The organism is Rhizobium sp. 62_C5_N11_2 (assembly GCF_051811185.1).
Taxonomy (GTDB): Bacteria; Pseudomonadota; Alphaproteobacteria; order Rhizobiales; family Rhizobiaceae; genus Rhizobium; species Rhizobium leguminosarum.
Map to the genome: position 1 here is coordinate 172,417 of NZ_JBPWPW010000005.1, position 22,093 is coordinate 194,509.

The 22,093-nt window shown below is 59.5% G+C and carries 16 protein-coding genes; 11 read left to right on the plus strand and 5 right to left on the minus strand.

Annotation, left to right across the window (positions count from 1 at the left end; all coding sequences use genetic code 11):
• Positions 1–143: 143 nt before the first annotated feature.
• Positions 144–2,588, plus strand: a complete 2,445-nt coding sequence (locus AB8B31_RS34435) for a beta-glucosidase (protein WP_064843817.1) — start codon at positions 144–146, stop codon at positions 2,586–2,588.
• Between the two features lie 113 nt (positions 2,589–2,701).
• Here the strand turns inward: AB8B31_RS34435 and AB8B31_RS34440 are convergent, their stop codons facing one another.
• Entirely contained in the window at positions 2,702–2,941 is a 240-nt protein-coding gene (locus AB8B31_RS34440; RefSeq protein WP_064843777.1) for a hypothetical protein, read from the minus strand.
• Between the two features lie 254 nt (positions 2,942–3,195).
• Between AB8B31_RS34440 and AB8B31_RS34445 the strand changes: the two genes are divergently transcribed.
• Positions 3,196–3,453 (plus strand): hypothetical protein, encoded by a 258-nt coding sequence (locus AB8B31_RS34445; protein WP_081284274.1) that lies wholly within the window; start codon positions 3,196–3,198, stop codon positions 3,451–3,453.
• 177 nt (positions 3,454–3,630) lie between these two features.
• On the opposite strand, the gene AB8B31_RS34450 is transcribed toward AB8B31_RS34445, so the two are convergent.
• From AB8B31_RS34450 to AB8B31_RS34460, 3 genes are all read right to left on the minus strand, one after another.
• Positions 3,631–4,629: an MBL fold metallo-hydrolase gene (locus AB8B31_RS34450; protein WP_088395910.1), complete on the minus strand. Its 999-nt coding sequence runs from the start codon at positions 4,627–4,629 to the stop codon at positions 3,631–3,633.
• Between the two features lie 615 nt (positions 4,630–5,244).
• A complete protein-coding gene (locus AB8B31_RS34455; protein ID WP_064843783.1) occupies positions 5,245–7,110 on the minus strand; it encodes a TRAP transporter large permease in 1,866 nt (621 codons plus the stop codon).
• A gap of 9 nt (positions 7,111–7,119) precedes the next feature.
• Positions 7,120–8,136 (minus strand): TRAP transporter substrate-binding protein, encoded by a 1,017-nt coding sequence (locus tag AB8B31_RS34460; RefSeq protein ID WP_081284275.1) that lies wholly within the window; start codon positions 8,134–8,136, stop codon positions 7,120–7,122.
• Positions 8,137–8,474: 338 nt separating this feature from the next.
• On the opposite strand from AB8B31_RS34460, the gene AB8B31_RS34465 reads away from it, so the two are divergent.
• Both AB8B31_RS34465 and AB8B31_RS34470 read left to right on the plus strand, forming a co-directional pair.
• Positions 8,475–9,500, plus strand: a complete 1,026-nt coding sequence (locus AB8B31_RS34465) for an NAD(P)-dependent oxidoreductase (RefSeq protein WP_439007670.1) — start codon at positions 8,475–8,477, stop codon at positions 9,498–9,500.
• Positions 9,497–10,345, plus strand: coding sequence for an alpha/beta fold hydrolase (locus tag AB8B31_RS34470; protein ID WP_064843786.1), 849 nt, complete (start codon positions 9,497–9,499; stop codon positions 10,343–10,345). Before AB8B31_RS34465 ends, AB8B31_RS34470 begins: the two co-directional genes overlap by 4 nt.
• Before the next feature lie 71 nt (positions 10,346–10,416).
• Here AB8B31_RS34470 and AB8B31_RS34475 read toward each other — a convergent pair whose 3' ends face one another.
• Positions 10,417–11,346, minus strand: a complete 930-nt coding sequence (locus tag AB8B31_RS34475) for a LysR substrate-binding domain-containing protein (RefSeq protein ID WP_064843788.1) — start codon at positions 11,344–11,346, stop codon at positions 10,417–10,419.
• 227 nt (positions 11,347–11,573) lie between these two features.
• Between AB8B31_RS34475 and AB8B31_RS34480 the strand changes: the two genes are divergently transcribed.
• From AB8B31_RS34480 to AB8B31_RS34510, 7 genes are all read left to right on the plus strand, one after another.
• Positions 11,574–12,425: a sugar phosphate isomerase/epimerase family protein gene (locus AB8B31_RS34480; protein ID WP_064843790.1), complete on the plus strand. Its 852-nt coding sequence runs from the start codon at positions 11,574–11,576 to the stop codon at positions 12,423–12,425.
• 21 nt (positions 12,426–12,446) lie between these two features.
• Entirely contained in the window at positions 12,447–13,439 is a 993-nt protein-coding gene (locus tag AB8B31_RS34485; RefSeq protein WP_040114043.1) for a dihydroxyacetone kinase subunit DhaK, read from the plus strand.
• Positions 13,440–13,449: 10 nt separating this feature from the next.
• The gene (gene dhaL, locus AB8B31_RS34490; RefSeq protein WP_064843792.1) at positions 13,450–14,091 is read left to right on the plus strand and encodes a dihydroxyacetone kinase subunit DhaL; all 642 of its coding nucleotides are present in this window, start codon (positions 13,450–13,452) and stop codon (positions 14,089–14,091) included.
• A gap of 652 nt (positions 14,092–14,743) precedes the next feature.
• Positions 14,744–14,920: a hypothetical protein gene (locus tag AB8B31_RS34495; protein ID WP_170961508.1), complete on the plus strand. Its 177-nt coding sequence runs from the start codon at positions 14,744–14,746 to the stop codon at positions 14,918–14,920.
• Positions 14,921–15,122: 202 nt separating this feature from the next.
• Entirely contained in the window at positions 15,123–16,094 is a 972-nt protein-coding gene (locus AB8B31_RS34500) for a DUF3991 and toprim domain-containing protein (protein ID WP_096771802.1), read from the plus strand.
• 124 nt (positions 16,095–16,218) lie between these two features.
• Complete coding sequence (locus tag AB8B31_RS34505) at positions 16,219–16,824, plus strand: DUF1419 domain-containing protein (RefSeq protein WP_064843796.1); 606 nt, start codon at positions 16,219–16,221, stop codon at positions 16,822–16,824.
• Positions 16,825–16,966: 142 nt separating this feature from the next.
• Positions 16,967–22,060 carry a helicase-related protein gene (locus AB8B31_RS34510; protein WP_096771809.1) on the plus strand — a complete coding sequence of 1,698 codons (5,094 nt, stop codon included), beginning with the start codon at positions 16,967–16,969 and terminating at the stop codon, positions 22,058–22,060.
• The last annotated feature ends 33 nt before the right edge of the window (positions 22,061–22,093 follow it).

Consider the following 22,093-nt stretch of genomic DNA (forward strand, 5'->3'; position numbering starts at 1 on the left):
CGGCGCCTTGGTGAACAAACGGGCCTTCCTTCTCATGGATGGACGGCTCCACGGATGACGCCGACCTCACCAGCTTTCCCAATATGCATATAGAGATGCCCGATCTGGGAACGGTAAGTGTTGAGATTGAGGAAGCAGAGAAGATGACTGATACGAGAGCATTGCTCGATAATATGACCTTGGCCGAGCAGGTCTCGCTACTTTCCGGCGATACGTTCTGGTCTTTACCGCCCATCGACCGCCTAGGGATAGGGAGATTGCGCTTGACGGACGGCCCCAACGGCGCCCGCGGGGCGGGGTCTTTTGTCGGGGGTGTGACTGCAGCGGCTTTCCCGGTAGGCATTGCCATCGGAGCGAGTTGGAACCCGGACCTAGCCAGGGAAATCGGCAGTGCGCTAGGTGACGAGGTTCTTTCCAAAGGGGCTCATGTCTCGTTGGCGCCGACCGTTAACATCCAGCGCAGCGTCACAAACGGCCGCAACTTTGAGTGTTTCTCTGAGGATCCGATACTGACGGCGGAACTTGCCGTCGGCTATATCGAAGGTCTGCAGTCCAAGAAAGTGGGTGCCACGATAAAACATTTCGCCGGCAACGAGTCCGAGATCGAACGTACAACCATCTCTTCAGATATCGATGAACGCACTCTGCGCGAAGTCTACCTAATACCCTTTGAGGCGGCGGTGAAGCGGGCAAAGGTCTGGGCCGTGATGTCTTCATATAACAAACTAAACGGTACTTACACGGCGGAAAGCCATTGGTTGTTGAACGAGGTACTACGCGGTGACTGGGGTTTTAACGGCGTGGTGATGTCGGACTGGTTCGGCTCGCGTTCGACCGCACCCACCGTGAATGCTGGGCTGGATCTGGAGATGCCGGGCCCGACCCGCGACCGCGGCTCCAAGCTTCTGGCGGCGATCGACGCGGGCGAGGTAAGTGTCGAGACCGTCCGCGCCTGTGTGCACAATATCCTGACCCTGATGGAACGCACCGGCGCAATCAACGATCATCGCGAGTTTAAGGAGTACGCCATTAATCGGCCGGAACATAGGGCACTCATCAGGCGCGCGGGAGCGGAAAGCGCAGTTCTGCTACAGAATGACGGCATCCTGCCATTGGCTCAGCAAGGTACGGTCGCCATCATTGGACCCAATGCCAAGATCGCGCAGGTTATGGGAGGCGGCTCGGCGCAGTTGAACCCCCACTATGTCGTCAGTCCGTGGCAGGGGCTGGCGGACGCCCTGGGTGAGGAGAACGTGTGCTACGCTCAGGGTTGCAGCAATTATCGGTTTCAGCCGCTGATCGAAAACCCGACAACCTTCGAATTTTTCCAAGAAAGGGAGCTTGCTGGCGAGCCCGTGAAGGTTATCGAGGAACCGTCGAGCCTCGGTGTATGGTTGCCCCCCGTGGCCGGGGGCCTAGTCGATCCGTATCGCTTTTCCGCCCGAATGCGCACCGTATTCACAGCCTTAGAAGCCGGCGTCTATCGCGTCGGCCTGACCTCGGCCGGGCTTGGTCGGGTCTATGTGGACGGCAGGCTTGTGGTGGACGCCTGGGCTTCCTGGACACGTGGTACCACATTCTTTGAAGAAGGCTGCGAGGAGGTCGTGGGCGAAATCACGCTCGAAGCCGGCCGTACATACGAGGTCGTCGCCGAGTACGCCCGGCACGATCACGTCAACCTCTATATCGCCGCAATTCGGGTAGGAATAGGCAGGTTTTCGGCCGAAGCGGAGATTGCCGAGGCAGCAGCCGTCGCCGCGAAGGCTGATCATGCGGTAGTCTTCGTGGGCAGAACGGGCGACTGGGATACCGAGGGCTCCGATCTCCGCGGCATTGCACTTCCTGGTCTGCAGGACCAGCTTGTTGAGGCGGTAATTGCGGCCAATCCGAACACGATTGTCGTCCTACAAACCGGTGGACCGGTGGAAATGCCCTGGCTTTCCGGTGCTCGTGCAGTACTGCAATGCTGGTATCCCGGTCAGGAAGCTGGCAACGCGATCGCCGATGTGCTCCTTGGCAAGGCCGAGCCCTCGGGCCGACTGGCACAGACTTTCCCCGTGCGCTGGGCTGACAATCCCACACATACCGAGGATGACGCGGTCTATCCAGGCAAGAATGGCCATGTGCGATATGACGAAGGTGTGTTCGTTGGATATCGGCACTACGATCGCCAGGACATTAAGCCACTGTTCCCCTTCGGTCATGGTCTCGGTTATTCAAGCTTTGCGATGTCAGACCTGACGGTGGGGCTGCCGGATCCTGCCGGCGCGGTGACAGTGACACTGGGATTGACCAACGTCAGCGAGCGGCCAGGTTCGGCAGTGGTGCAAATCTATGTGGGCGATGTTGAAGCATCTGTACCCAGACCGGTTAAAGAATTGAAGGCCTTCTCGAAAATCGGCCTGGAACCCGGTGAGAAACGAAGGCTCAGTTTCATTCTTGACGCCCGAACATTTGCCTTCTTCGACACGACCGAGCGGTGCTGGCGGATAGAGACGGGGGAATTTGCAGTTATGGTTGGGTTCTCGGCCACCGACATCCGTTTGAGTGGAACTGTCACGCAAAAGGGCGCTGTCTTAGCGCTCTAATCGTGCAGAGAATCAAAGACTACGTTTGGCGGTGGTTGAGTCCCAAAAAAAGAGCGCAGTGGCGGTGAAGCTCGGTGAATGAGTGAATGAATGGCTCAAGACGGGCGATATTGTCATCGACAGGAAGGATACCGACCTTCATAGGCGGCGAAGATGGCGTCGGAAGCGTTGGCGGACACGTTCGCGACAGCGTCGGTCCTACGCTTTTTTTTGATGCCTTTCGCAGTCTCTCGAACTGAGCTCACGCTAGCCGCGAGATCGGAATCCTCAATCATATCGAGGGCTGCCACATTCTCGTGCAGTTCGGCTCGACCGATCTCCTTCAGGACATATGTATCGAGCAGAAATTTCAAGCTTAGTCATCCAGCGCGCTAAGATCGGGAGCACCGATCCACCCGAGCGATATCGTATCCGCCGGTGCGAAGATTGCGGGCAGCAAAGGTGGATCTCGATCGCCCAACCCTGATCATTTCTGGCAATGAGAAATCTTGTTTTCGGACGCGGAGCCACGGACAGACGCCGTCGATCTGTGCCGAAACTTGAGCCTGCAGCCCTTTCCAGGTATCTATCGGTCGAGAGCGCAAAATTACAGGCACAGGATGCGGCGATGCTGAAAACCGACACCCGCCAAGCAAATTGGCGCCGTGCTAATCCAGCGAAATATGATGCTCATCTTGCTGTACAGCGAGCTGTAAAGGCAGGCGAGCTGGAAAAGCAAACATGTGAGGTCTGCGGGATTGAAATGGTCGACGCCCATCATGATCAATACGACGACCCTTTAAAGGTGCGCTGGTTATGCCGACGGCATCACACGAGGCTTCACCACTACGGCGAGGATATGTTTCCGATCAGGAATGGCCTTTAGGTGCGGTCCGCCGATCGCTCTTGATTTCAGTTGGCGTTCCCGCGAGACTTGATGTCTAGCAACGCGATGAAGGCGCACACTGCTTGTTGCGTAACTTCCGCCATGTGATGATTTCGTTCGACTGCCCTCCGGATAGGATTGACGCGAAGGTATTGCCCTCGCGCCCTTCTCTACCACTCAGTCCAACAGGCTAAGATGTAGTGGCTCAGGAAAATACTCGAAGCCCTCTCCCGCTATGCCAACGTGCCCGTAGCCCGGCCATGGGAAGTGGTAGGACATGAAGGGTATTCTATTGGAGGCCAGCATTTTCAGAATGCGCACACGCGATTGAGCCGACAGTTTGGGATCGGTATCGAACGCAAATTCCATCAAAGGCTTTTCGAACAGAAGCACAGGATGATGAGTGAGGTCGCCGCCATAGCACATTGTCTTTCCTGCTGATTCAATCATAAAGCAGCTATGGCCGAGTGTGTGTCCAGGAGCGCTAATGGCATGAATACCAGGAAGAAACTCTTGTTCGTCCTGGAAAAAAACCATGCGGTCCCGCACGGGTTTGAGGTTGTGGATCGCGGCTTTAACAAGACCGTTGAGATCGCCTCCAAGTTTTTTCTCGTCGGTCCAGAAATCGTAGTCGGTTTGGCTGATGTACACCTGGGCGTTTGGAAACGTTGGTTTCCCGTCGTCGCCCCAGATTCCGCCGACGTGGTCCCAATGAGCATGCGAACAGACGACAGCGTCAATATCTTCCAGCGCAATATTCGCGGCGGCCAAGCAAGACTTGAGACGGCCAGTCGTCGGGCCAAATTGCTTAAGCGATCCCATCCCCGTGTCGAACAAAATCAGCTTGCCACCGATGTTTACGACAGGTGCGTTCTGAGCGAGAACGATCTCATCCGTGGGCAGGAAGCTGTGGTTTAGCATGGATCTTATCTCGTCGGCCGGGACGCCGAGAAAGCTTTGTGTCGGGTCGCCGAGCGGAAGTGGGCCGTCTGATACGATGGTTACCTGGGCGTCCCCAATGGCAAATCGATAAAAGTCCGGAGCTTGTGCCCCGGAAACGGGGCTCGCCCTAGCGTGAGCCGCTATACTGTTCGCACCCAAAACGGCTCCACTCAAAGCAGCTCCCCCTGCCAATAGTAAGTTGCGGCGGTCGATCTCGAAACGTTCATTTCCCATTTCACTCCTCCCCATTTGTAAAAAAGCGTCTGCAGACCGCGCTTGTCTTGCGACGGATTTCGGCTTTGTCTGCATTGGAAAGGTATCAAGTGGCAGGTCTACGACAATTGAATTGCAAGTCCATTTCAATGAGCATCGCTCAACAAATGATCTCGCTCGGACCTGCGATTAATCAATCGAAACAAGCGGTTTCGGGGTACCGCGTTGCTCCGGCCATCAGATCTCGTTGGCTTACGGTGAGTTCGAAAGAACTCTTGGCTCCCTGACTGCGGGACGCGGCTCGCATCCGAGTATCGGCAAGATTATCGTGGATCGCCTTGGCTGCCTCTTTGTCATGTGAGTGGCTCTGCGTCAGGTCGCCAACTGTGTTCATTAAGCGGTAGGAGGATAGATGTTACCTCTTCCCTCGAAGAGCGCACCGCTCCTTGAGGAAGAAGCCACGGAAAACCGCGAGGACGTAACGATCTTCCGGTGGGCGCTACATTCCTTCCCGGGCATATTGCGGAGCCAGCAGCATGCTTCTGAAGCACGTTGCCAGCCCGGCATTCCGCCTTATCCGACATGGTTACGATCGTAGAATGGCCGACTTCTCTACCGGCCGCCTACGGTCGCACGTCATAGGAAGCCGATCGAGATCCAGGGCACCGCTGCGACGATCGCAAGCCCGAGAAGCAGGGCGATCATGTACCCCCACAGCGGCTTTATCCCTTCCACCGGGTTCACACGGCCGATTGCACAGGCGGCATAATAACCGACGCCGAACGGCGGGAGGAACAAGCCCACTCCCATGGCGAGAATGACCACGATCGAATAGTGCACGTCGTGGATCCCTAATCCCTTGGCGATCGGAAATACCAGAGGTGCGAACAGAACCACCGCGGGAATGCCTTCCAGCACGCTACCGAGCACAATGAACGCGACGATCGACACGATCATAAAGATCGGCGCTCCTCCGGGTAGACCCGCCATCGTCTGAACCAGCCCACGCGAAAAACCCGATTGAGTTAGGCACCAGGCCACAGCCGTTGCCGCCGCGATGATGAAAAGGATGGCTCCGGACAAGACCGCCGTTTCCACCAGCATCGGACCCACCCGCTTCCAGTCGAACCGGCGGTAAATGAGGAGGCCTGCCAGCAGCGAGTAGGCAATGCCGATTGTCGAGACTTCCGTGGCGGTAGCAACGCCTTCGACAACCGCTGTACGGATGATAAAAGGCAGGGCCAAAGCCGGAAGCGCAATCAGGAATGTGCGGAAGATCTCCCTGGCCGGCGGCTTGCGAAAACCCGACATGTCCTCGTTGCGATAGCGCCACCAGACGACAACGCAAAGCATCAATCCGCAGACGAACGCCGGCAAAAGACCGCCTATGAACAGGGCCGAAATCGATACGCTCGTAACCGATCCGATGGTGATCAATACGAGGCTCGGCGGGATCGTCTCCGTCTGCGCACCCGTAGCCGCAAGCAGGGCCACGAGATCACCGGGCTTTGATCCTCTCGCTTTCATCTCCGGGAACAGTGCCGGGGCGACAGCAGCCATGTCGGCGGTCTTCGAACCCGATATCCCAGACACCAGATACATTGCCGCGACGAGGACGTAACACAGGCCGCCTCTGACATGTCCGAGCAAGGACGCCAGGAAGTTCAGCATCGCTTTTGCCATGCCCGTAACCTCCATCAGCATACCCAGCAGCACGAACAGCGGGACCGCCAGCAGGAGAAGATGCGACATTCCCTCGTCAAGCCGACCCGCGATCACGCTTATCGGACGGCTCGTACCCAGAGCCACATAACTGATGGCAGCGAGAGCGAACACGAACGCGATTGGTACGCCGCTCAGCACACCTAGTGCGATGAAGACTACGAAGAAAAGCACGAGGTTCCAGTTGCCCATCGCCATGATCAACGGTTTCGCCGCAATCGCCAACCCTATCAAGCATGCGGCTACAAGGACTCCGATCAGGAAATCGCTCAGCCTGATGCGCTGAAGGGCATTGGTCACGCCAAGGATAAGCATCAGGCCAAGTCCGATCGGAAGACCAAACGAACGCCATGCGACCGAAACCTCCATCGCGGGAGTGACGACCGGAACTTCATGAAGAGCGTAGACCGTGGCCTTGGGTAGAAGAAGCACGCAGACCGAAAGGCAAAAGACAAGTGCAGCCACCTCCAGTCTTGCCTTTACGACGGGCGGCATCGCGTCCGCGATAACGCCCATCCTCATGTGCTGTCCGCGGTGAAAAGCGAGGACCGCGCCCACGATCGAAAGCCAGAGGAACAACATGGAGGCGAGCTCGTCCGACCAGATGAGCGGCTCGCCCCATGCATAGCGGGCGAAGACGCCCGCCGACAGCACGAGTACCTCGACGACAACAAGTGCTGCGGCGATCAATTCAATCAGGCGCACCACGCCCGCTTCAGCTTTGGCCAGGACTGGCCACGCGCCAATCACCGGGGGGCTGACATTTTCAGAAGTAGCCATGTCAACGCCTCAGATCAATTTGCCCGAGGTAGACTCCAGCAACGCCCATGCTTCCTCGCCGAAACGCCCCTTCCAATCGGAGTAGAACGACGAAGCCTGCAGCGTCGCGCGGAACTGGGCAGTATCGACGTCGATAAATTCAAGACCCTTGCTCGTCAGCTCTGCCTGGAGTTCGGAATTCAGCTTTTCGACATCAGCGCGTTGCACGAGAGCCGAGCGATTGATTTCGGTGACGACAATGTCACGCAAGTCCTCAGGCAACATCTCGAAGTTGTCCCGATTGGCGAGGATCCAGAAGCCGTCCCACATATGGTTGGTCCGGGAAAGATACTTTTGAACCTCGTACATTTTGGCAAAGTAAATGCCAGCGAGCGGGTTTTCGAGACCGTCAGCCACGTGAGTCTGAAGCGCGGAATAGGTTTCGCCCCATGGAATTGATGTCGGCGCGGCGCCGAGGGACTTGAAGAGCGATGTCCAGAGCGGCGCAGGAGGGACGCGGATCTTGAAGCCCTTGAGGTCCTCGGGCGACTTGATCGGTTTGCCGATCGAGGTGGTCTGCCGGAAGCCGTTGTCCCACATCTTCTCGAAGGCGATCAGGTTGACCTTCTCAAAAGCCGTCCGGATGCTCCGGCCGAGCTCGCCATCCACCGACTTCCAGACCTGAGCATAGTTGGGGTAGGCAAATCCTACGCCGGTGATGGCCGCGGGCGGAACGAGTGTCGCTGCGATGAGGCCTGTCTGCGCAAGAAGGTCCAGGCCACCCGATCGAAGCTGGCTGAGCATATCAGCATCGGTGCCGAGCTGGCTCGCGGGAAACACCTGAATACTCACGCGGCCGTCTGTTTGCTCGCTGATCTTGTTGGAAGCCTCGGTCATGCGGGTGTTGAGCGGATGATCAACGGGCATGATGTTGGCAAATTTAAACGAAAACTCTGGCGAGCTCGCGCGCATTGTGCGAGGTGCCGCAAGCGTGGCGGTCATCGCCACGGAACTCATAATAAGGGTACGGCGGTTCATTGTGATCATTGGTTCCTCCTCTAACCGTGTTGATCTATGTCGATGTTTTTAGGAGCCTCCAGCGCAGGCGCTCTCCTCGTAAGCGGTCCTCAGTTTCTCGCAGGTTGCTTAGACCTTGGTGTGACGTCGCTGAAGCCGGAAGCCTCCCACTGTGCGGCTGGACGTAAAATAGGCGCTTGCGCCAAACGTCCGCAAATGAATTGCCTCAGGCCAATGGTGAGTTGAACTCAGGCGAGTTCGGCGTGACCCGCGATGGAGACAAAGTTTTTCTAGGAGAACGCGCCAGGCAACATGAATCCAGATCACATGTTTTTTGGGCAAACTCTTTTGATGTGGAGGAAGCCGCTATGCTAACCGCTTTGCATGCGACCATGGCACTCCGGTGGGATGTGCCGACCTATGACGTGCCAGTATCTCGGAGGAGACCGGAATTGCACCAAGCTTTAGAAACAAAGCCGAGCCCGGCACGAGGACCGGGAAAACCGACAATCGGTTTTTTTGGTCTCGGCTCCATGGGATTGCCCATGGCGTCGCATCTCCTAAAAAGCGGCTTCAACGTCAAGGGGTTTGACATCTCGGAGAATGCTCTAAAAAGCTTCGCTGACAGTGGCGGGACTGCCTATCCAGACGCCACAGAAGCCGCCAGCGAGACCGACGTCTTGATGTTGATGGTGGTCAACATCGACCAGGCGCACCAAGCCCTCTTCGAACGGGGCGCCCTGGCAAATTCAACCAGGACCAGCATCGTCGTCCTGATGTCAACATGCCCTCCCGGCGAGGTTGAACAGCTCGCCGAGGCCGTGACTGCTCGCGGTCACCGGTTTCTGGATGCACCTGTTTCCGGCGGCGTCGCCGGAGCGCGTGACGCGTCGCTTTCCATTATGGTGGCTGGCGACAGGCAAACCTATGAAATGAGCCGCGATCTTCTCGACGTGCTCGGCTCCAAGATCTATTATCTCGGGGAGCGGCCTGGCCAGGCATCGGTTGCCAAAGCGGTCAACCAGTTGCTGTGCGGTGTACACTTGGCGGCAGCGGCTGAGGCGCTGTCGCTCGCCGAAAGGGCTGGGCTCGACACCTCAACGGTACTCGAGATCGTGTCCGGCTCGGCGGCTGCCAGCTGGATGCTCAACGATCGTGGCCAGCGTATGCTTCTGGAAGACCCAGAGGTAACGAGCGCGGTAGACATCTTTGTGAAAGATCTCGGTATCGTGCTTGCCGCTGGCTCCTCTGCCAGGGCCGCCCTGCCGCTCGCCTCCGTTGCGCATCAGTTCTTCCTTGCCGCGTCTGGCCAGGGGTCGGGCTCGGCAGATGACAGTCAGGTCATTCGTGCGTATCGGGGGATGACCGCGGGCCAGAAGGAGGCAAAGAAATGAGTGCCGAGATCAAAAGCAATTACGCGCGACTGTCCGGCATCACCATGCACTACCTGACCGCAGGATCCGGTAAGCCGCTGGTTCTCCTTCACGGGGTGCCGCAGAGTTCGCACGAATGGCGGCACGTGATCCCCTTCCTCGCCGACAAGTACGCGATCATCGCGCCGGACCTGCGGGGCCTCGGCGACACTTCCCGGCCCGCCGATGGGTACGACAAGAAGACGATTGCCGAAGACGTGTGGGAGCTTCTTTCTGAACATCTGAAGATCGATCGCTTCAATCTTGTGGGACACGACTGGGGCGGCCCGGTGGCGTTTGCCCTGGCCGCGCAGCACCGGGAGGCTGTTAGCAAGCTCGCGATCCTGGACGTTACCATTCCTGGCGATGGAGCGGACATGTCGCAAGGCGGCCGGCGTTGGCACCACCCCTTCTTCAGGACGCCGGATTTGCCGGAAGCGATGTTCGGCGGTCGCGAGCATATCTATCTGGAATGGTTGTTTGACAATTATGGCAGCCGGGCAAACGTGCTATCTCAGGAAGACAAGAATGAGTATTTCCGTACCTACCTAAAACCGGGTGGCCTACGCACACTTCTCGCCTATTATCGGGGCTTTCCAACCGACGTCAAAGACAACGAGTTATTCCTCGAGAGGGATGGCAAGCTCGAAATGCCGGTCCTCGCCCTGGGCGGAGACAGTGGTTTTGGCCGCGGCATGGAGACGATGGAATCAATGCAGCGGGTGGCGAGTGACGTTCGAGGCGGATTGATCCCGGGCTCGGGTCACTGGGTTGCGGAAGAAGCTCCCGAATTCATAGCGAACGAACTCCGGAAATTCTTTGGCTAAACCACTGCCTGACGTCGGGGATGCGCGTCTGATCCACCAGTCGCGCATCACCGACCCTGAGTGTGCATAACTCACCTCCCGCCGACGTCGATCTCACTCGCAGAAACCGTGTCGCCAGCCAGGGTCTCTTCGATCCAACGCTTGAACAGAGCGATCTTTGGTGTTCTTGCCCTGGACCTCAAGTACACGAGACTATGGCAATTGATGCTGGGGCCTTCCGGGCCAAACGGCGCAACGAGCCTCCCGCTTTTCAGATCTTGCCGGACGAGTATGAGGCTTTCCAGGCAAACGCCAAGTCCATCCGCGGCCGCATTGATGGACATGAAAGATCTATCGAAACGCAGTCCCCGATCCATGTTGAGCCTCACACCGTGGTCGTCGGCCCAATCCTGCCAGCGATAGAGGTTCACTTCGGAGTGGATGAGCGGAAATCTGGCGAGATCCTGCGGTGAGCGTATTCCGTTTGCGCCCTCGACCAACGATGGGGCGCACAGGACCATTATTGGCTCGGGTGGGAAGGGCTCGACGGCGATGCCAACCTCCACGGGCTGCGTTCCGTAGCGGATGTCTATATCGACGTTGCCGGTCCTGAGCTCGGCCGGGTCACCAGAAGCGTGCAGTCGAAGATCGATCTCCGGATAGCGGGCGCTAAACCGGGCCAGGCGAGGCATGAGCCACTGCGAAGCTAGACTGACGACCGAATGGATATTCAGAATGTCACTTTTGCCCTTCTTCGTGAAATTGCGCGTGGCGCTCTCGATCCTTCGAAACGAGGCGCTGATCTCTTCGGCGTAAGCCCTCCCCGCGTCAGTCAGTATGATTGAACGCCCGGAGCGATGAAATAAAGCAATTCCGAGCTCCGAATCCAGCGCGGCCATTTGATGGCTCACGGCCGAGGGGCTGATGCTCAGTTCCTCGGCGGCTTTTCCAAAAGATCCAAGACGTGCGACAGCTTCCAACACCTGTAGCGATCGCAGCGAAGGAAACTCCAACGCGCTCATCACCCCTCCTCCCGTTTATGCGTGCCTCGCCACCTTTCCCACTGGAGAGATTCAGTACGCTGGAGGACGCCCTTCATCTATATTCCATGAGGAAATTTAACGCAAATGATGCAGCTGTTGAGATGTATTCATGCATTGACCGACGGAATTCGCTTGTCCGGATGAAGCGTTTTTAACACTTTGCCCTTCGGAACGGACTTTGCGCCGTTCTTCTAAGGGAGGAATGCATGGCTGAACGGGTGATCTCCGTGTCCGGCGCGCCGTACGACGGGCATAGCAGAGAGGCCGCACTGGAGAGCGCGGCAACCCTCGGGTTCACGCATTTCGAGCCGGCCTTTATCGTTGGATATACAGAACCCTTTGACGAGACCGCCTTCAAACCTTCCGAGATGACCAGTTGGCGCAGCGCGCTTAGGTTTTCGGGGCTCTTGTGTCATGCAATGTCGTCGCACATCGACCTCGGTTTCGAAGATTCGGTCGAAGTGTTCACGGGCCGCATGGCATTCGCCGCGGCGATTGGAGCCAAGGTTATTGCGACCAACACGGCCGCCCGACAAAGAGAGGCAACATTCCGTCGCAACGTCGAAACCATACTGAGAAGAGCGGAAGCCTTCGATATCATCGTTGGCCTGGAAAACCCAGGAGACGGCAGCGATAGCCTGATCAACACCGCGCGAGACGGTATTTCTCTTGTTGAGGAATTCGGATCGCCCTTTCTAAAGCTAAATTACGACGCCGCAAACACAGCGTCACATCGACCGGACATGGACGATCTCGCAGGTGATGGAATCCTGGCGCTGCCGGAATCGGCGCACGCCCATATCAAGGATGTTCGTGAAACCGACGAAGGTTGGTTTTTCTGCGATATCGGCGACGGCAAGGTCGGGTGCGAGCGCCTCCTGGCTGCAATCGCAAAGCTCGACAGCCTCCCGGTCAGTATTGAACTTCCCTTGAGACTGCATCGCAATCGGCAGGCGCAGCCCGTTCGCCGCCGAGATCCCGTGCCGCTGTCATCGATCGAGGACTCGCTGGCTCGGTCGCTCAAGGTCGTCCGGCGAGCGCTCAACGACAATCAATGACCGTGTCTGGAGGAGGACGCAGTGCAACGTTTTGTAAACAACCGCGATGAGGTCGTGGAAGATACCATCAAGGGCTTTGTGAAGGCACACCGAGACATCGTGCGCCTCGCCGAAAACCAACGCGTGGTGACGGCGATTGACCGGCCCGCGCAAGGAAAAGTGGGTGTCGTAACTGGAGGTGGCTCCGGACACGAGCCTGCCTTCATTGGCTATATAGGCCGCAACATGCTTGACGCGGTCGCGGTCGGCGAGCTGTTTTCGTCGCCAACGGCCAAGAGCTTTCAGGATGCCATACGCGAAGCGAATGGTGGGAAAGGGGTCGTTGTCCTCTACGGAAATTATGCCGGAGACAACATGAACGTGAAGATGGCGATGAAGCTCGCCGCAAAGGACGGCATCGAGGTTGCCACGGTCGTTGCAACCGACGACGTATGCTCCGCCCCCGCGGAGGAGCAGGCGAAGCGCCGAGGCGTTGCCGGAGAGATCTTCATGTGGAAGGTGGGGGGAGCGAAAGCGTCGATGGGCGCCAGCCTATCCGAGGTTCGTGACGCAGCGCAGAAGGCCATCGACAATTGCCGCTCGGTCGGTGTCGGATTGGGGCCGTGCACTCTTCCAGCGGTCGGACATCCGAACTTCCAGATCGAGCCTGGCACCATTGAAGTCGGTATCGGCCATCACGGCGAGCCGGGCGTGCGAGTAGAAGCGCTCAAGAGCGCATCAGAGGTCGCCAAGGATATGTGCCAGATCGTGCTGGATGACCATGATCTCGGCTCGGGGACAGAAGTGGCCGTACTGGTATCTGGCCTTGGCGCGACACCGCTGAACGAACTTTACATTCTCTTCGACACAGTCGAGGAGGAAATCTCCGGCCGCGGCCTCAGGATCCACAAAGCGTATGTTGGTAACTACTTCACGTCTCTTGAGATGGTTGGAGCGACTTTGACGGTTATGGCGCTCGATGAAGAGCTAAAGTCGCTACTGGAGGTCGAGGTTCGCTGCGCGGCGACACTTTAAGGAGGGAACAATGCAAAAAATGAATAACGCGGCAGCCGGAGAAATCGTAGTCTCCATGGCAAGAGCGATCATCGACAACCGCGACTACCTCAGCGAGATCGACGGCAAGATTGGCGACGGCGATCACGGAATAAATATGGCGAAAGGTTTCGGTTTAGTGGCCGACCGGATACGCGGCAAGGAGCTATCGCTCGCAAAAGCGCTTGAGACCCTGGGAACAGTCCTGATGACCGAGATCGGCGGATCTATGGGTCCGCTTTACGGTGTGATGTTCACCGAGTTTGCCCAGCAGATCGATCAGGTCGACCAGATCGACAGCAAGACGTTCAGCCGAATGCTGCATGCTGGCTTGACGGGTATTCAAGAAATTGGTTCGGCTAAAGTCGGCGACAAGACATTGCTTGACACGTTGGTGCCTGCTGTTGAAGCTTTTGACAAAGCGACATCAGAAGGAAAATCCTTCGACGAGGCATTGGAACTCCTCGTTGCGGCAGCCGAAAGTGGCCGCGATTCGACGGTGAACTTGATCGCACGGATCGGCCGAGCCAGCAGGCTGGGCGAACGATCGCTCGGCGTGCTGGATGCTGGTGCGACGTCTTGCGCGCTGATCCTCAAGGAGTTGTCTGAGGGAACCCGTGATAGGCTTCAATAGTGTCATCGCTTCTTGAGCGTGATCATACTGAGAACCGAAGTGATGCCGAGCTTAAGGGGAAGCCAATCCAGAGTGCCGCTCGGTTATTGATGTGAAACGCGCCGCGATAGAAATCCGGCAACACTCCTCCGTGTGCCGCCCGAGGGTGGACACCCGCTTTCGCGGCCATCCGGGAATCAAACTTAGCGGACAGATTGGGTCGGCGGCGAACTATGCATTCGGTCTCCGGGCACCATCGCTCTCGCTTGCAGGGTCGGGTTCCGCAAACCGCGAAAGGCACGACTCATCGCAACTTAGGCGGTGCCACGACTGAAGCTGACGCGACATTCGGTCACGCGGCGACGCAGAGTCCTTCGCTCAGCTAACACCTGACCCGCTAAATCGAAGACACGAGTAATCGGCCTGGGGGAGCGACGACCTGGCACGAAGCTCGAAAATCGTGCGTCAAACGGTGGCCCAAACGGAAGCAAGCCAATCCCGCTCTTTACCGATGGCGTCCTGGCCGGTTCCGGATCTTCCACGATCAACCCGCGAGGGGTCCGCTAGCAAGCTGCGGCCGCTTCCGCTTTGCGTCGCGGTGATCGCGCCCGGACCCGTGCCTTTGGAGGAGCCATCGAGCGGGAATTGGCCCGCTCCCGAAGGAGCCTCTCAAATGTCGCACGATCTCTCTCTCGCCCAGTCCCACGCCTTCCAGCTCTCCCGTGACCTGATGGTACCGGTCACCCTTTTCGAAGTTGACGGCGAATATGGCGTCATTCCTTCCGATGAGATCGACGCCGACGACGATCTGGCGATCGTGCATGAGTACATGCCTTGGCCGGCTCATTGAGCCGGCACCGCCGGGGCGTGCCCCTTGCGAGCGGCGGGCCGCAAGGGAAGCTTCGCCGCGGCCAATTTCAGCTTGCATGATCCGACAATTGCGCGCCGCGCCCTTGCGGCCTTTGCTCTTTGGGGCCTGCCGAAAGGGGTCGGGTGAACCGACGGGCAAGGAAGGGCTATGGAGGCCGATCGCCGGGCGATCGGAAGGAAAAATGAAGAGAAGAGAAATAGAAGCGTTGCGCGAGCAGGTCAGATGTGCGGCGGTGCTTGAGCATGCCGGGTTTGCAATAGACGCGAAGGAAAGCACACGGCGGGCAGTCAAATTCCGCCGCGGCGGCGAGATCGTCATCGTCACCTATGAAGGACGCGGATGGTTCGATCCACTGTCCGACGCGAAAGGCGATGTGTTCCGGCTCGTCGAGCATCTCGAACGGGTCGGCTTTCTCGAAGGCGCAGAACGGATCGCGGCTCTCATCGGGTTTCAGATCACGGAGCCGGAGTGGCAGCCGGCGAAACATGGCGAGAGATGCGACCTCTCTCTTCCCGATCGTTGGCAGTCCCGCCGGCGACCCTGGCCCGGTTCCTCGACATGTCGATACCTCAGTGGCGAGCGCCACGTGCCAACTTACGTGCTGCGAGCGACTATCAAAGGCGACCTACTGCGAGAAGGTCCGCAAGGCAGCATGTGGGCGGCGCACCGAGACCAGGCGGGGGCCTTGACCGGCTGGGAAGCGCGGGGTCCGCAATACCGGGGTTTTGCATCCGGAGGAACCAAGGTTCTTTTCCGTTTCGGTTCGGACAGCGCATCGCGCTTGGCCGTCACAGAAGCCGCGATCGATGCCATGAGCCTCGCGGCGATCGAGGGTTTGCGGGAGGGCACGCTTTATCTCAGCACCGGCGGCGGATGGTCGCCGGCCACGGAGGCAGCGTTGCGGGAGCTGGCCGCGAAAACTGGCGTCCAGATCATCGCGGCGACGGACGCCAATCCCCAGGGCGACATGTTTGCCGAACGGCTGCGGACGCTTGCCGACGATGCCGGCTGCGACTGGACACGGCTTCGGCCGCCGGAAGAGGACTGGAACGAAACCCTGAAGATCAGGGAAAAGGAAAAGAGGGAAAGGATGGAAGGAGGAGGCGTGCCGCATCCGCGCCGCCCGCGTCAAGGGAGGCTTCGCCCGGCGTAGCCGGCCCTTGACCCTGACGGTCGCGATGCCGGCGGCAGCCAAGGGGTCATGAAGGACTGAATAGGAAGGCACGGTCGAGAGGACAGTGCCGCGCTTCGGTCCGAAACCTCCGAAGGAGCTGTAGATGAACCCCTCTCCCGCAATCCGAAAAGTCTTCCAGGGTGTCGCAAGCCGACCGCAGATGTTCCGCATGTTCGACCGTCATCTCCAGCGGCCCAACCGCTGGGAAGCCGACGCAACGCCGCTCTATGCCGGCGAATGGTTCGAGATCGGCGAGGCCGAGCACGACTACATGTTCGAAATCCTGCCGCCGCTCTGGATCCGCGGTTCGATGTTTGCGATGCGCGAGTTCCTGACCGGCTCGGTGACATCGGTGTTCTTCGCACTCCGGATCGATGAGGCGATCCGCTATTTTCACGGCTATTGTGATCTTGCCGATCAAGCCTCCGTCGAGACCATGCGCGTCGCGATAATTGAGCGCGAAAGCCGCCCGGTTCGGTCCATGACGCGCGAGGAGCGTCTCGAGCATATCTGGAGCAGTACGGCGGACGACTATCGCGGCTATGCTGGCGAGCGCTGGCCAGAGGCTTCGCGCGGCAAACGCACCCTGATGATCTACGGCGGTAAAGGCGGCACTGTTCTGAAGCTGCTGGAAGACCTCAGCGAGGACGAGATCGCCGCCAAACTGCCGGTACAACTGCGCCACCTCCCCTCGCCGATCGCGGCTTGAGAGTTTCCGTTTGCATCCGTGCGCGAAGCGATCGCGCTCGGACCACGATAGCCGCGCAGCCCATGCAGGCGGCCTCCCCCCTTCGCGTTCCTCGACTGTCGCTTGCGGCGGATCGATGACGCTCGCTCACAAGGAGTTTTCGATGAGCAGCGATCCCTTCACCCTTGATATGTTTGGCAGCAGCGCTTTGTCATCAGGACTTGGTCTTGGCGTCGCTGCGTTCGGCGGTTTTGCCGCCAACGACGACGAGCCTGACCCGACCCCGCCCTCTTCTGAGCCGGCTCTGCCGGTGACCAACCGGCCGGTCCCGCGGAAGCAGGGGCAGCGCGCCAACTTCTATCTCGACGATGGCGACCGCGAGCTCGCCGCGAGCTGGAAGGAGCGGGCACGCATCAACGTTGCGGCAATCCTCACCGCCAACGAAATCGAGAAGATGAACCTGCCGGTGACTCCGGCCGCGCAGGCGAGGCTCATCCGCTTCACCGGCTTCGGCGCCGGCGAGCTGGCAAATGGCATGTTCCGGCGGCCGGGCGAAGCCGACTTCCGCACAGGCTGGGACGATCTCGGCAACTCGCTGCAATCCGCGGTCAGCGTGGGCGACTATGCGTCGCTTGCCCGTTGCACCCAATATGCCCACTTCACCCCCGAATTCGTCATTCGGGCAATCTGGATGGGCATTCAACGTCTCGGCTGGCGCGGCGGCCGTGTGTTGGAGCCCGGGATCGGAACGGGCCTGTTTCCGGCGCTGATGCCGAAACAGTACCGCGAACTGAGCTACGTCACCGGCATCGAGCTCGATCCCGTCACGGCCCGCATCGCGAAACTGCTGCAGCCGAAGGCGCGCATCATCAATGGCGATTTCGCGCGCGCCGACCTCAATGCGATCTACGATCTTGCCATCGGCAACCCGCCCTTCTCCGATCGGACGGTTCGCTCCGACCGGCAATATCGTTCGCTCGTTCTTCGGCTGCACGATTACTTCATTGCCCGATCGATCGATCTCCTGAAGCCGGGCGCCCTGGCTGCCTTCGTCACCAGCGCCGGCACCATGGACAAGGCGGACGGCACCGCACGCGAACACATCGCCAAGTCCGCCGACCTGATCGCCGCAATCCGACTGCCCGCAGGCAGTTTTCGGCGCGACGCCGGAACGGATGTCGTGGTCGACACCCTCTTCTTTCGCAAACGCAAGGCAGGCGAGCCGGAAGGCGACCTTTCGTGGCTCGACCTGGAGGAAGTCCGGCCGGCTACCAAGGACGAGGGCGCGATCCGCGTGAACAGGTGGTTCGCGCGGCATCCTGATTTTGTCCTCGGCGACCATGCCCTGAGCTCCGGTCCCTTCGGGGAGACCTATACGTGCCGATCACGCGCCGGCGAGGAGCTCGACGCGGCGCTGACGGCAGCCATCGCTCTTCTTCCGGAAGGCCTTTATGACGGCGAGCCGACGGCCATCGACATCGATCTGGAGGACGAGCTTGCCGAGAACGTCGATCTCCGCCCCGACGATGCCAAGATGCGCGAAGGCAGCTATTTTGTCGATGTCAGGCACGGCCTCATGCAGGTCGTCGATGGCGAGCCCGTCGCGGTGCAGGTGCGCAAGGCGCGCAGTGGCGAGGGAATTTCTGAAAAGCACGTCCGGATCATCCGCAAACTGATCCCGATCCGCGAAGCCGTGCGCGACGTCCTGAAAGCCCAGGAACTGGACCGGCCGTGGCGCGAGCTACAGGTGCGGCTGCGCATCGCCTGGTCGAACTTCGTGCGCGATTTTGGCCCGATCAACCACACCACGGTTTCGATCATCGAGGATGAGACGACGGGCGAGGTTCGTGAAACCCATCGCCAGCCGAACCTTATGCCATTTCGCGACGATCCCGACTGCTGGCTGGTTGCCTCCATCGAGGACTATGACCTCGAAACCGACACCGCCAGGCCCGGGCCGATTTTCTCGGAACGCGTCATCGCGCCCCCTTCCCCGCCCGTCATCACCTCCGCAGCCGATGCTCTAGCGGTCGTCCTCAACGAACGCGGGCGCATCGACCTCGATCATATCGCCGAGCTTCTGCATTGCGACACGGATGCGGTTCTCGATGCGCTCGGTGACGCAATCTTTTGCGATCCCGCCGACGGCTCATGGCAAACCTCGGATGCTTATCTCTCTGGGGCCGTGCGCACCAAACTTGCTGCCGCGGCAGCTGCGGCCGAGCTCGATCCCGCTTATGAGCGCAATGTCCGTGCGCTTCAGGCGGTGCAGCCCGCCGACCTTCGCCCGTCTGATATCACCGCACGGCTGGGTGCTCCCTGGATTCCGGCCGCCGATATCGTCGACTTCGTGCACGAGACGATGGGCGCCGAGATCAGGATCCACCACATGCCGGAACTCGGTTCATGGACGGTCGAGGCGCGGCAACTTGGATGGACGGCGGCCGGCACATCCGAATGGGGCACCGACCGACGCCACGCCGGCGAGTTGCTTGCCGATGCGCTGAACAGCCGCGTGCCGCAGATCTTCGACGTCTTCAAGGATGCCGATGGCGAGCGGCGGGTGCTGAACGTCGTCGATACCGAAGCCGCCCGCGACAAGCTGCAGAAAATCAAGACGGCCTTCCAGAACTGGGTGTGGACCGATCCTGATCGCACCGACCGGCTGGCGCGGGTCTATAACGATCGTTTCAATGATATCGCGCCTCGAAAGTTCGACGGCTCCCATCTCATGCTTCCCGGCGCCTCTGGCGCCTTTGTTCTTTATGGGCATCAGAAGCGTGGCATCTGGCGGATCATTTCGTCCGGCTCGGCCTATCTCGCGCACGCTGTCGGTGCGGGCAAGACGATGACCATGGCGGCCGCGATCATGGAACAGCGCCGGCTCGGGCTGATCGCCAAGGCGATGCTGATGGTTCCGGGCCATTGCCTCGTCCAGGCCGCCCGCGAGTTTCTCGCGCTCTACCCGAACGCCCGCATCCTCGTCGCCGACGAGACCAACTTCACCAAGGACAAGCGCGCTCGCTTCCTCTCGCGGGCGGCGACGGCGACCTGGGACGCGATCATCATCACCCATTCGGCATTCCGGTTCATCGCCGTGCCGTCGAGTTTCGAACAGCAGATGATCCAGGATGAACTGCAGCTCTACGAGGAGCTGCTGACCAAGGTCGACAGCGAGGACCGTGTCTCCCGCAAGCGTCTCGAACGGCTCAAGGAGGGACTGAAGGAACGACTGGAGGCGCTGTCCACCCGCAAGGACGACCTGTTGACGATTTCCGAAATCGGCGTCGACCAGATCATCGTCGATGAGGCGCAGGAATTCCGCAAGCTTTCCTTCGCCACCAACATGTCGACCTTGAAAGGCATCGATCCGAACGGTTCGCAGCGTGCCTGGGATCTCTACGTCAAGTCTCGTTTCGTCGAGACGAAGGACCCCGGCCGGGCTTTGGTTCTCGCCTCCGGCACGCCAATTACCAATACGCTTGGCGAGATGTTTTCGGTCCAACGTCAGCTTGGGCACGCGGCGCTGGCCGAACGCGGCCTGCATGAATTCGACGCCTGGGCCTCGACGTTCGGTGACACGACGACGGAACTGGAGATCCAGCCATCAGGCAAATACAAGCCGGTCAGCCGGTTTGCTTCCTTCGTCAACGTCCCGGAACTGATCGCCATGTTCCGGTCTTTCGCCGACGTGGTGCTGCCCGGCGATCTCCGCGACTACGTCAAGGTGCCTGAGATCTCGACCGGCCGCCGGCAGATCCTGACGGCCAAGCCGACCCAGGCATTCAAGAATTACCAGACGGTCCTCGACGCCCGTATCAAGGCGATCGAGATGCGTGAGGGGCCGGCGCAGCCCGGCGACGACATCCTGCTCTCCGTCATCACCGACGGTCGCCATGCCGCCATCGATTTGCGCCTGGTCGACGTGGACAATGACAACGAGCCGGACAACAAGCTCAACTTGCTCGTCCAGAACGCTTTCCGTATCTGGCAGGAGACGTCGCAAAGCACGTTCGTGCGACCCGACGGCAAGCCCTTCGATCTGCCTGGCGCGGCGCAGATGATCTTCTCCGATCTCGGCACCATCAACGTCGAGAAGAGCAGAGGCTTTTCCGCTTACCGCTGGATCCGGGATGAGCTCGTCCGCCTGGGCGTTCCGGCCTCCGAAATCGCCTTCATGCAGGACTACAAGAAGACCGAGGCGAAGCAGCGTCTGTTCGCCGACGTCCGCGCCGGCAAGGTCCGCTTCCTGATCGGCTCGTCGGACACGATGGGGACCGGCGTCAATGCGCAACTGCGCCTTAAGGCGCTGCATCACCTCGACGTCCCGTGGCTGCCTTCGCAGATCGAACAGCGCGAGGGCCGGATCGTTCGTCAGGGCAACCAGCATGACGAGGTCGATATTTTCGCCTACGCCACCCAAGGTTCGCTTGACGCCTCGATGTGGCAGAACAACGAACGCAAGGCCCGCTTCATCGCGGCGGCGCTGTCTGGCGATACCTCGATCCGCCGGCTGGAAGATCTCGGGGAAGGAGCGGCCAATCAGTTCGCCATGGCGAAGGCGATTGCCAGTGGCGACGAACGCCTGATGCAGAAGGCGGGACTCGAGGCGGACATTGCCCGGCTCGAACGGCTGCGCGCCGCCCATGACGACGATCAATATGCGGTGCGCCGGCAGATCCGCGACGCCGAACGCGATATCGAGATTTCGGAGCGACGTGTTGCGGAAATCGGCAAGGACATTGACCGTCTTGTTCCGACCGCGGCCGAGGCCTTTGCCATGACGGTCGTCGACGAGGCTTTCAACGAGCGGAAAGCCGCCGGTCGCGCCTTGATGAAGGAAATCCTCACCCTGGTTCAGCTCCAGCAGGAAGACGAGAGCGTCATCGCCTCGATCGGAGGCTTCGATCTCGTCTATTTCGGCGAGCGATTCGGCAGGGACGATGGGTATCGCTACACGACCCTTCTCCAACGCACTGGAGCGGATTACGAAATCGATCTGCCGGTGACCGTGACGCCGCTTGGCGCTACCTCCCGCCTCGAAAACGCGCTCGACGGTTTTGACGAGGAGCAGGAACGCTATCGCCATCGCCTTCATGACGCCCAGCGGCGTCTCGCCTCCTACCGCTCGCGCGAGGGCGGCCTGTTTGCGTTTTCCGAAGAACTCGCCGAGAAGCGCCGGCAACTACGGGACGTCGATCAGGCATTGGCAGCCGTGGCACGCGAGGAGGGTTTGGCCCACTCGGAAGCGGCCTGAGGTCTGACGCCATTTGCCTGACCTCCATCCGCG

Bases quoted from the DNA above. Each gene is read 5' to 3' on its own strand.
- AB8B31_RS34435 (WP_064843817.1), top strand. From the start codon at position 144: ATGACTGATACGAGAGCATTGCTCGATAATATGACCTTGGCCGAGCAG.
- AB8B31_RS34445 (WP_081284274.1), top strand. From the start codon at position 3,196: ATGCTGAAAACCGACACCCGCCAAGCAAATTGGCGCCGTGCTAATCCA.
- AB8B31_RS34450 (WP_088395910.1), bottom strand. From the start codon at position 4,629: ATGGGAAATGAACGTTTCGAGATCGACCGCCGCAACTTACTATTGGCA.
- AB8B31_RS34455 (WP_064843783.1), bottom strand. From the start codon at position 7,110: ATGGCTACTTCTGAAAATGTCAGCCCCCCGGTGATTGGCGCGTGGCCA.
- AB8B31_RS34460 (WP_081284275.1), bottom strand. From the start codon at position 8,136: ATGATCACAATGAACCGCCGTACCCTTATTATGAGTTCCGTGGCGATG.
- AB8B31_RS34465 (WP_439007670.1), top strand. From the start codon at position 8,475: ATGCTAACCGCTTTGCATGCGACCATGGCACTCCGGTGGGATGTGCCG.
- AB8B31_RS34470 (WP_064843786.1), top strand. From the start codon at position 9,497: ATGAGTGCCGAGATCAAAAGCAATTACGCGCGACTGTCCGGCATCACC.
- AB8B31_RS34475 (WP_064843788.1), bottom strand. From the start codon at position 11,346: ATGAGCGCGTTGGAGTTTCCTTCGCTGCGATCGCTACAGGTGTTGGAA.
- AB8B31_RS34480 (WP_064843790.1), top strand. From the start codon at position 11,574: ATGGCTGAACGGGTGATCTCCGTGTCCGGCGCGCCGTACGACGGGCAT.
- dhaL (WP_064843792.1), top strand. From the start codon at position 13,450: ATGCAAAAAATGAATAACGCGGCAGCCGGAGAAATCGTAGTCTCCATG.
- AB8B31_RS34495 (WP_170961508.1), top strand. From the start codon at position 14,744: ATGTCGCACGATCTCTCTCTCGCCCAGTCCCACGCCTTCCAGCTCTCC.
- AB8B31_RS34500 (WP_096771802.1), top strand. From the start codon at position 15,123: ATGAAGAGAAGAGAAATAGAAGCGTTGCGCGAGCAGGTCAGATGTGCG.
- AB8B31_RS34505 (WP_064843796.1), top strand. From the start codon at position 16,219: ATGAACCCCTCTCCCGCAATCCGAAAAGTCTTCCAGGGTGTCGCAAGC.
- AB8B31_RS34510 (WP_096771809.1), top strand. From the start codon at position 16,967: ATGAGCAGCGATCCCTTCACCCTTGATATGTTTGGCAGCAGCGCTTTG.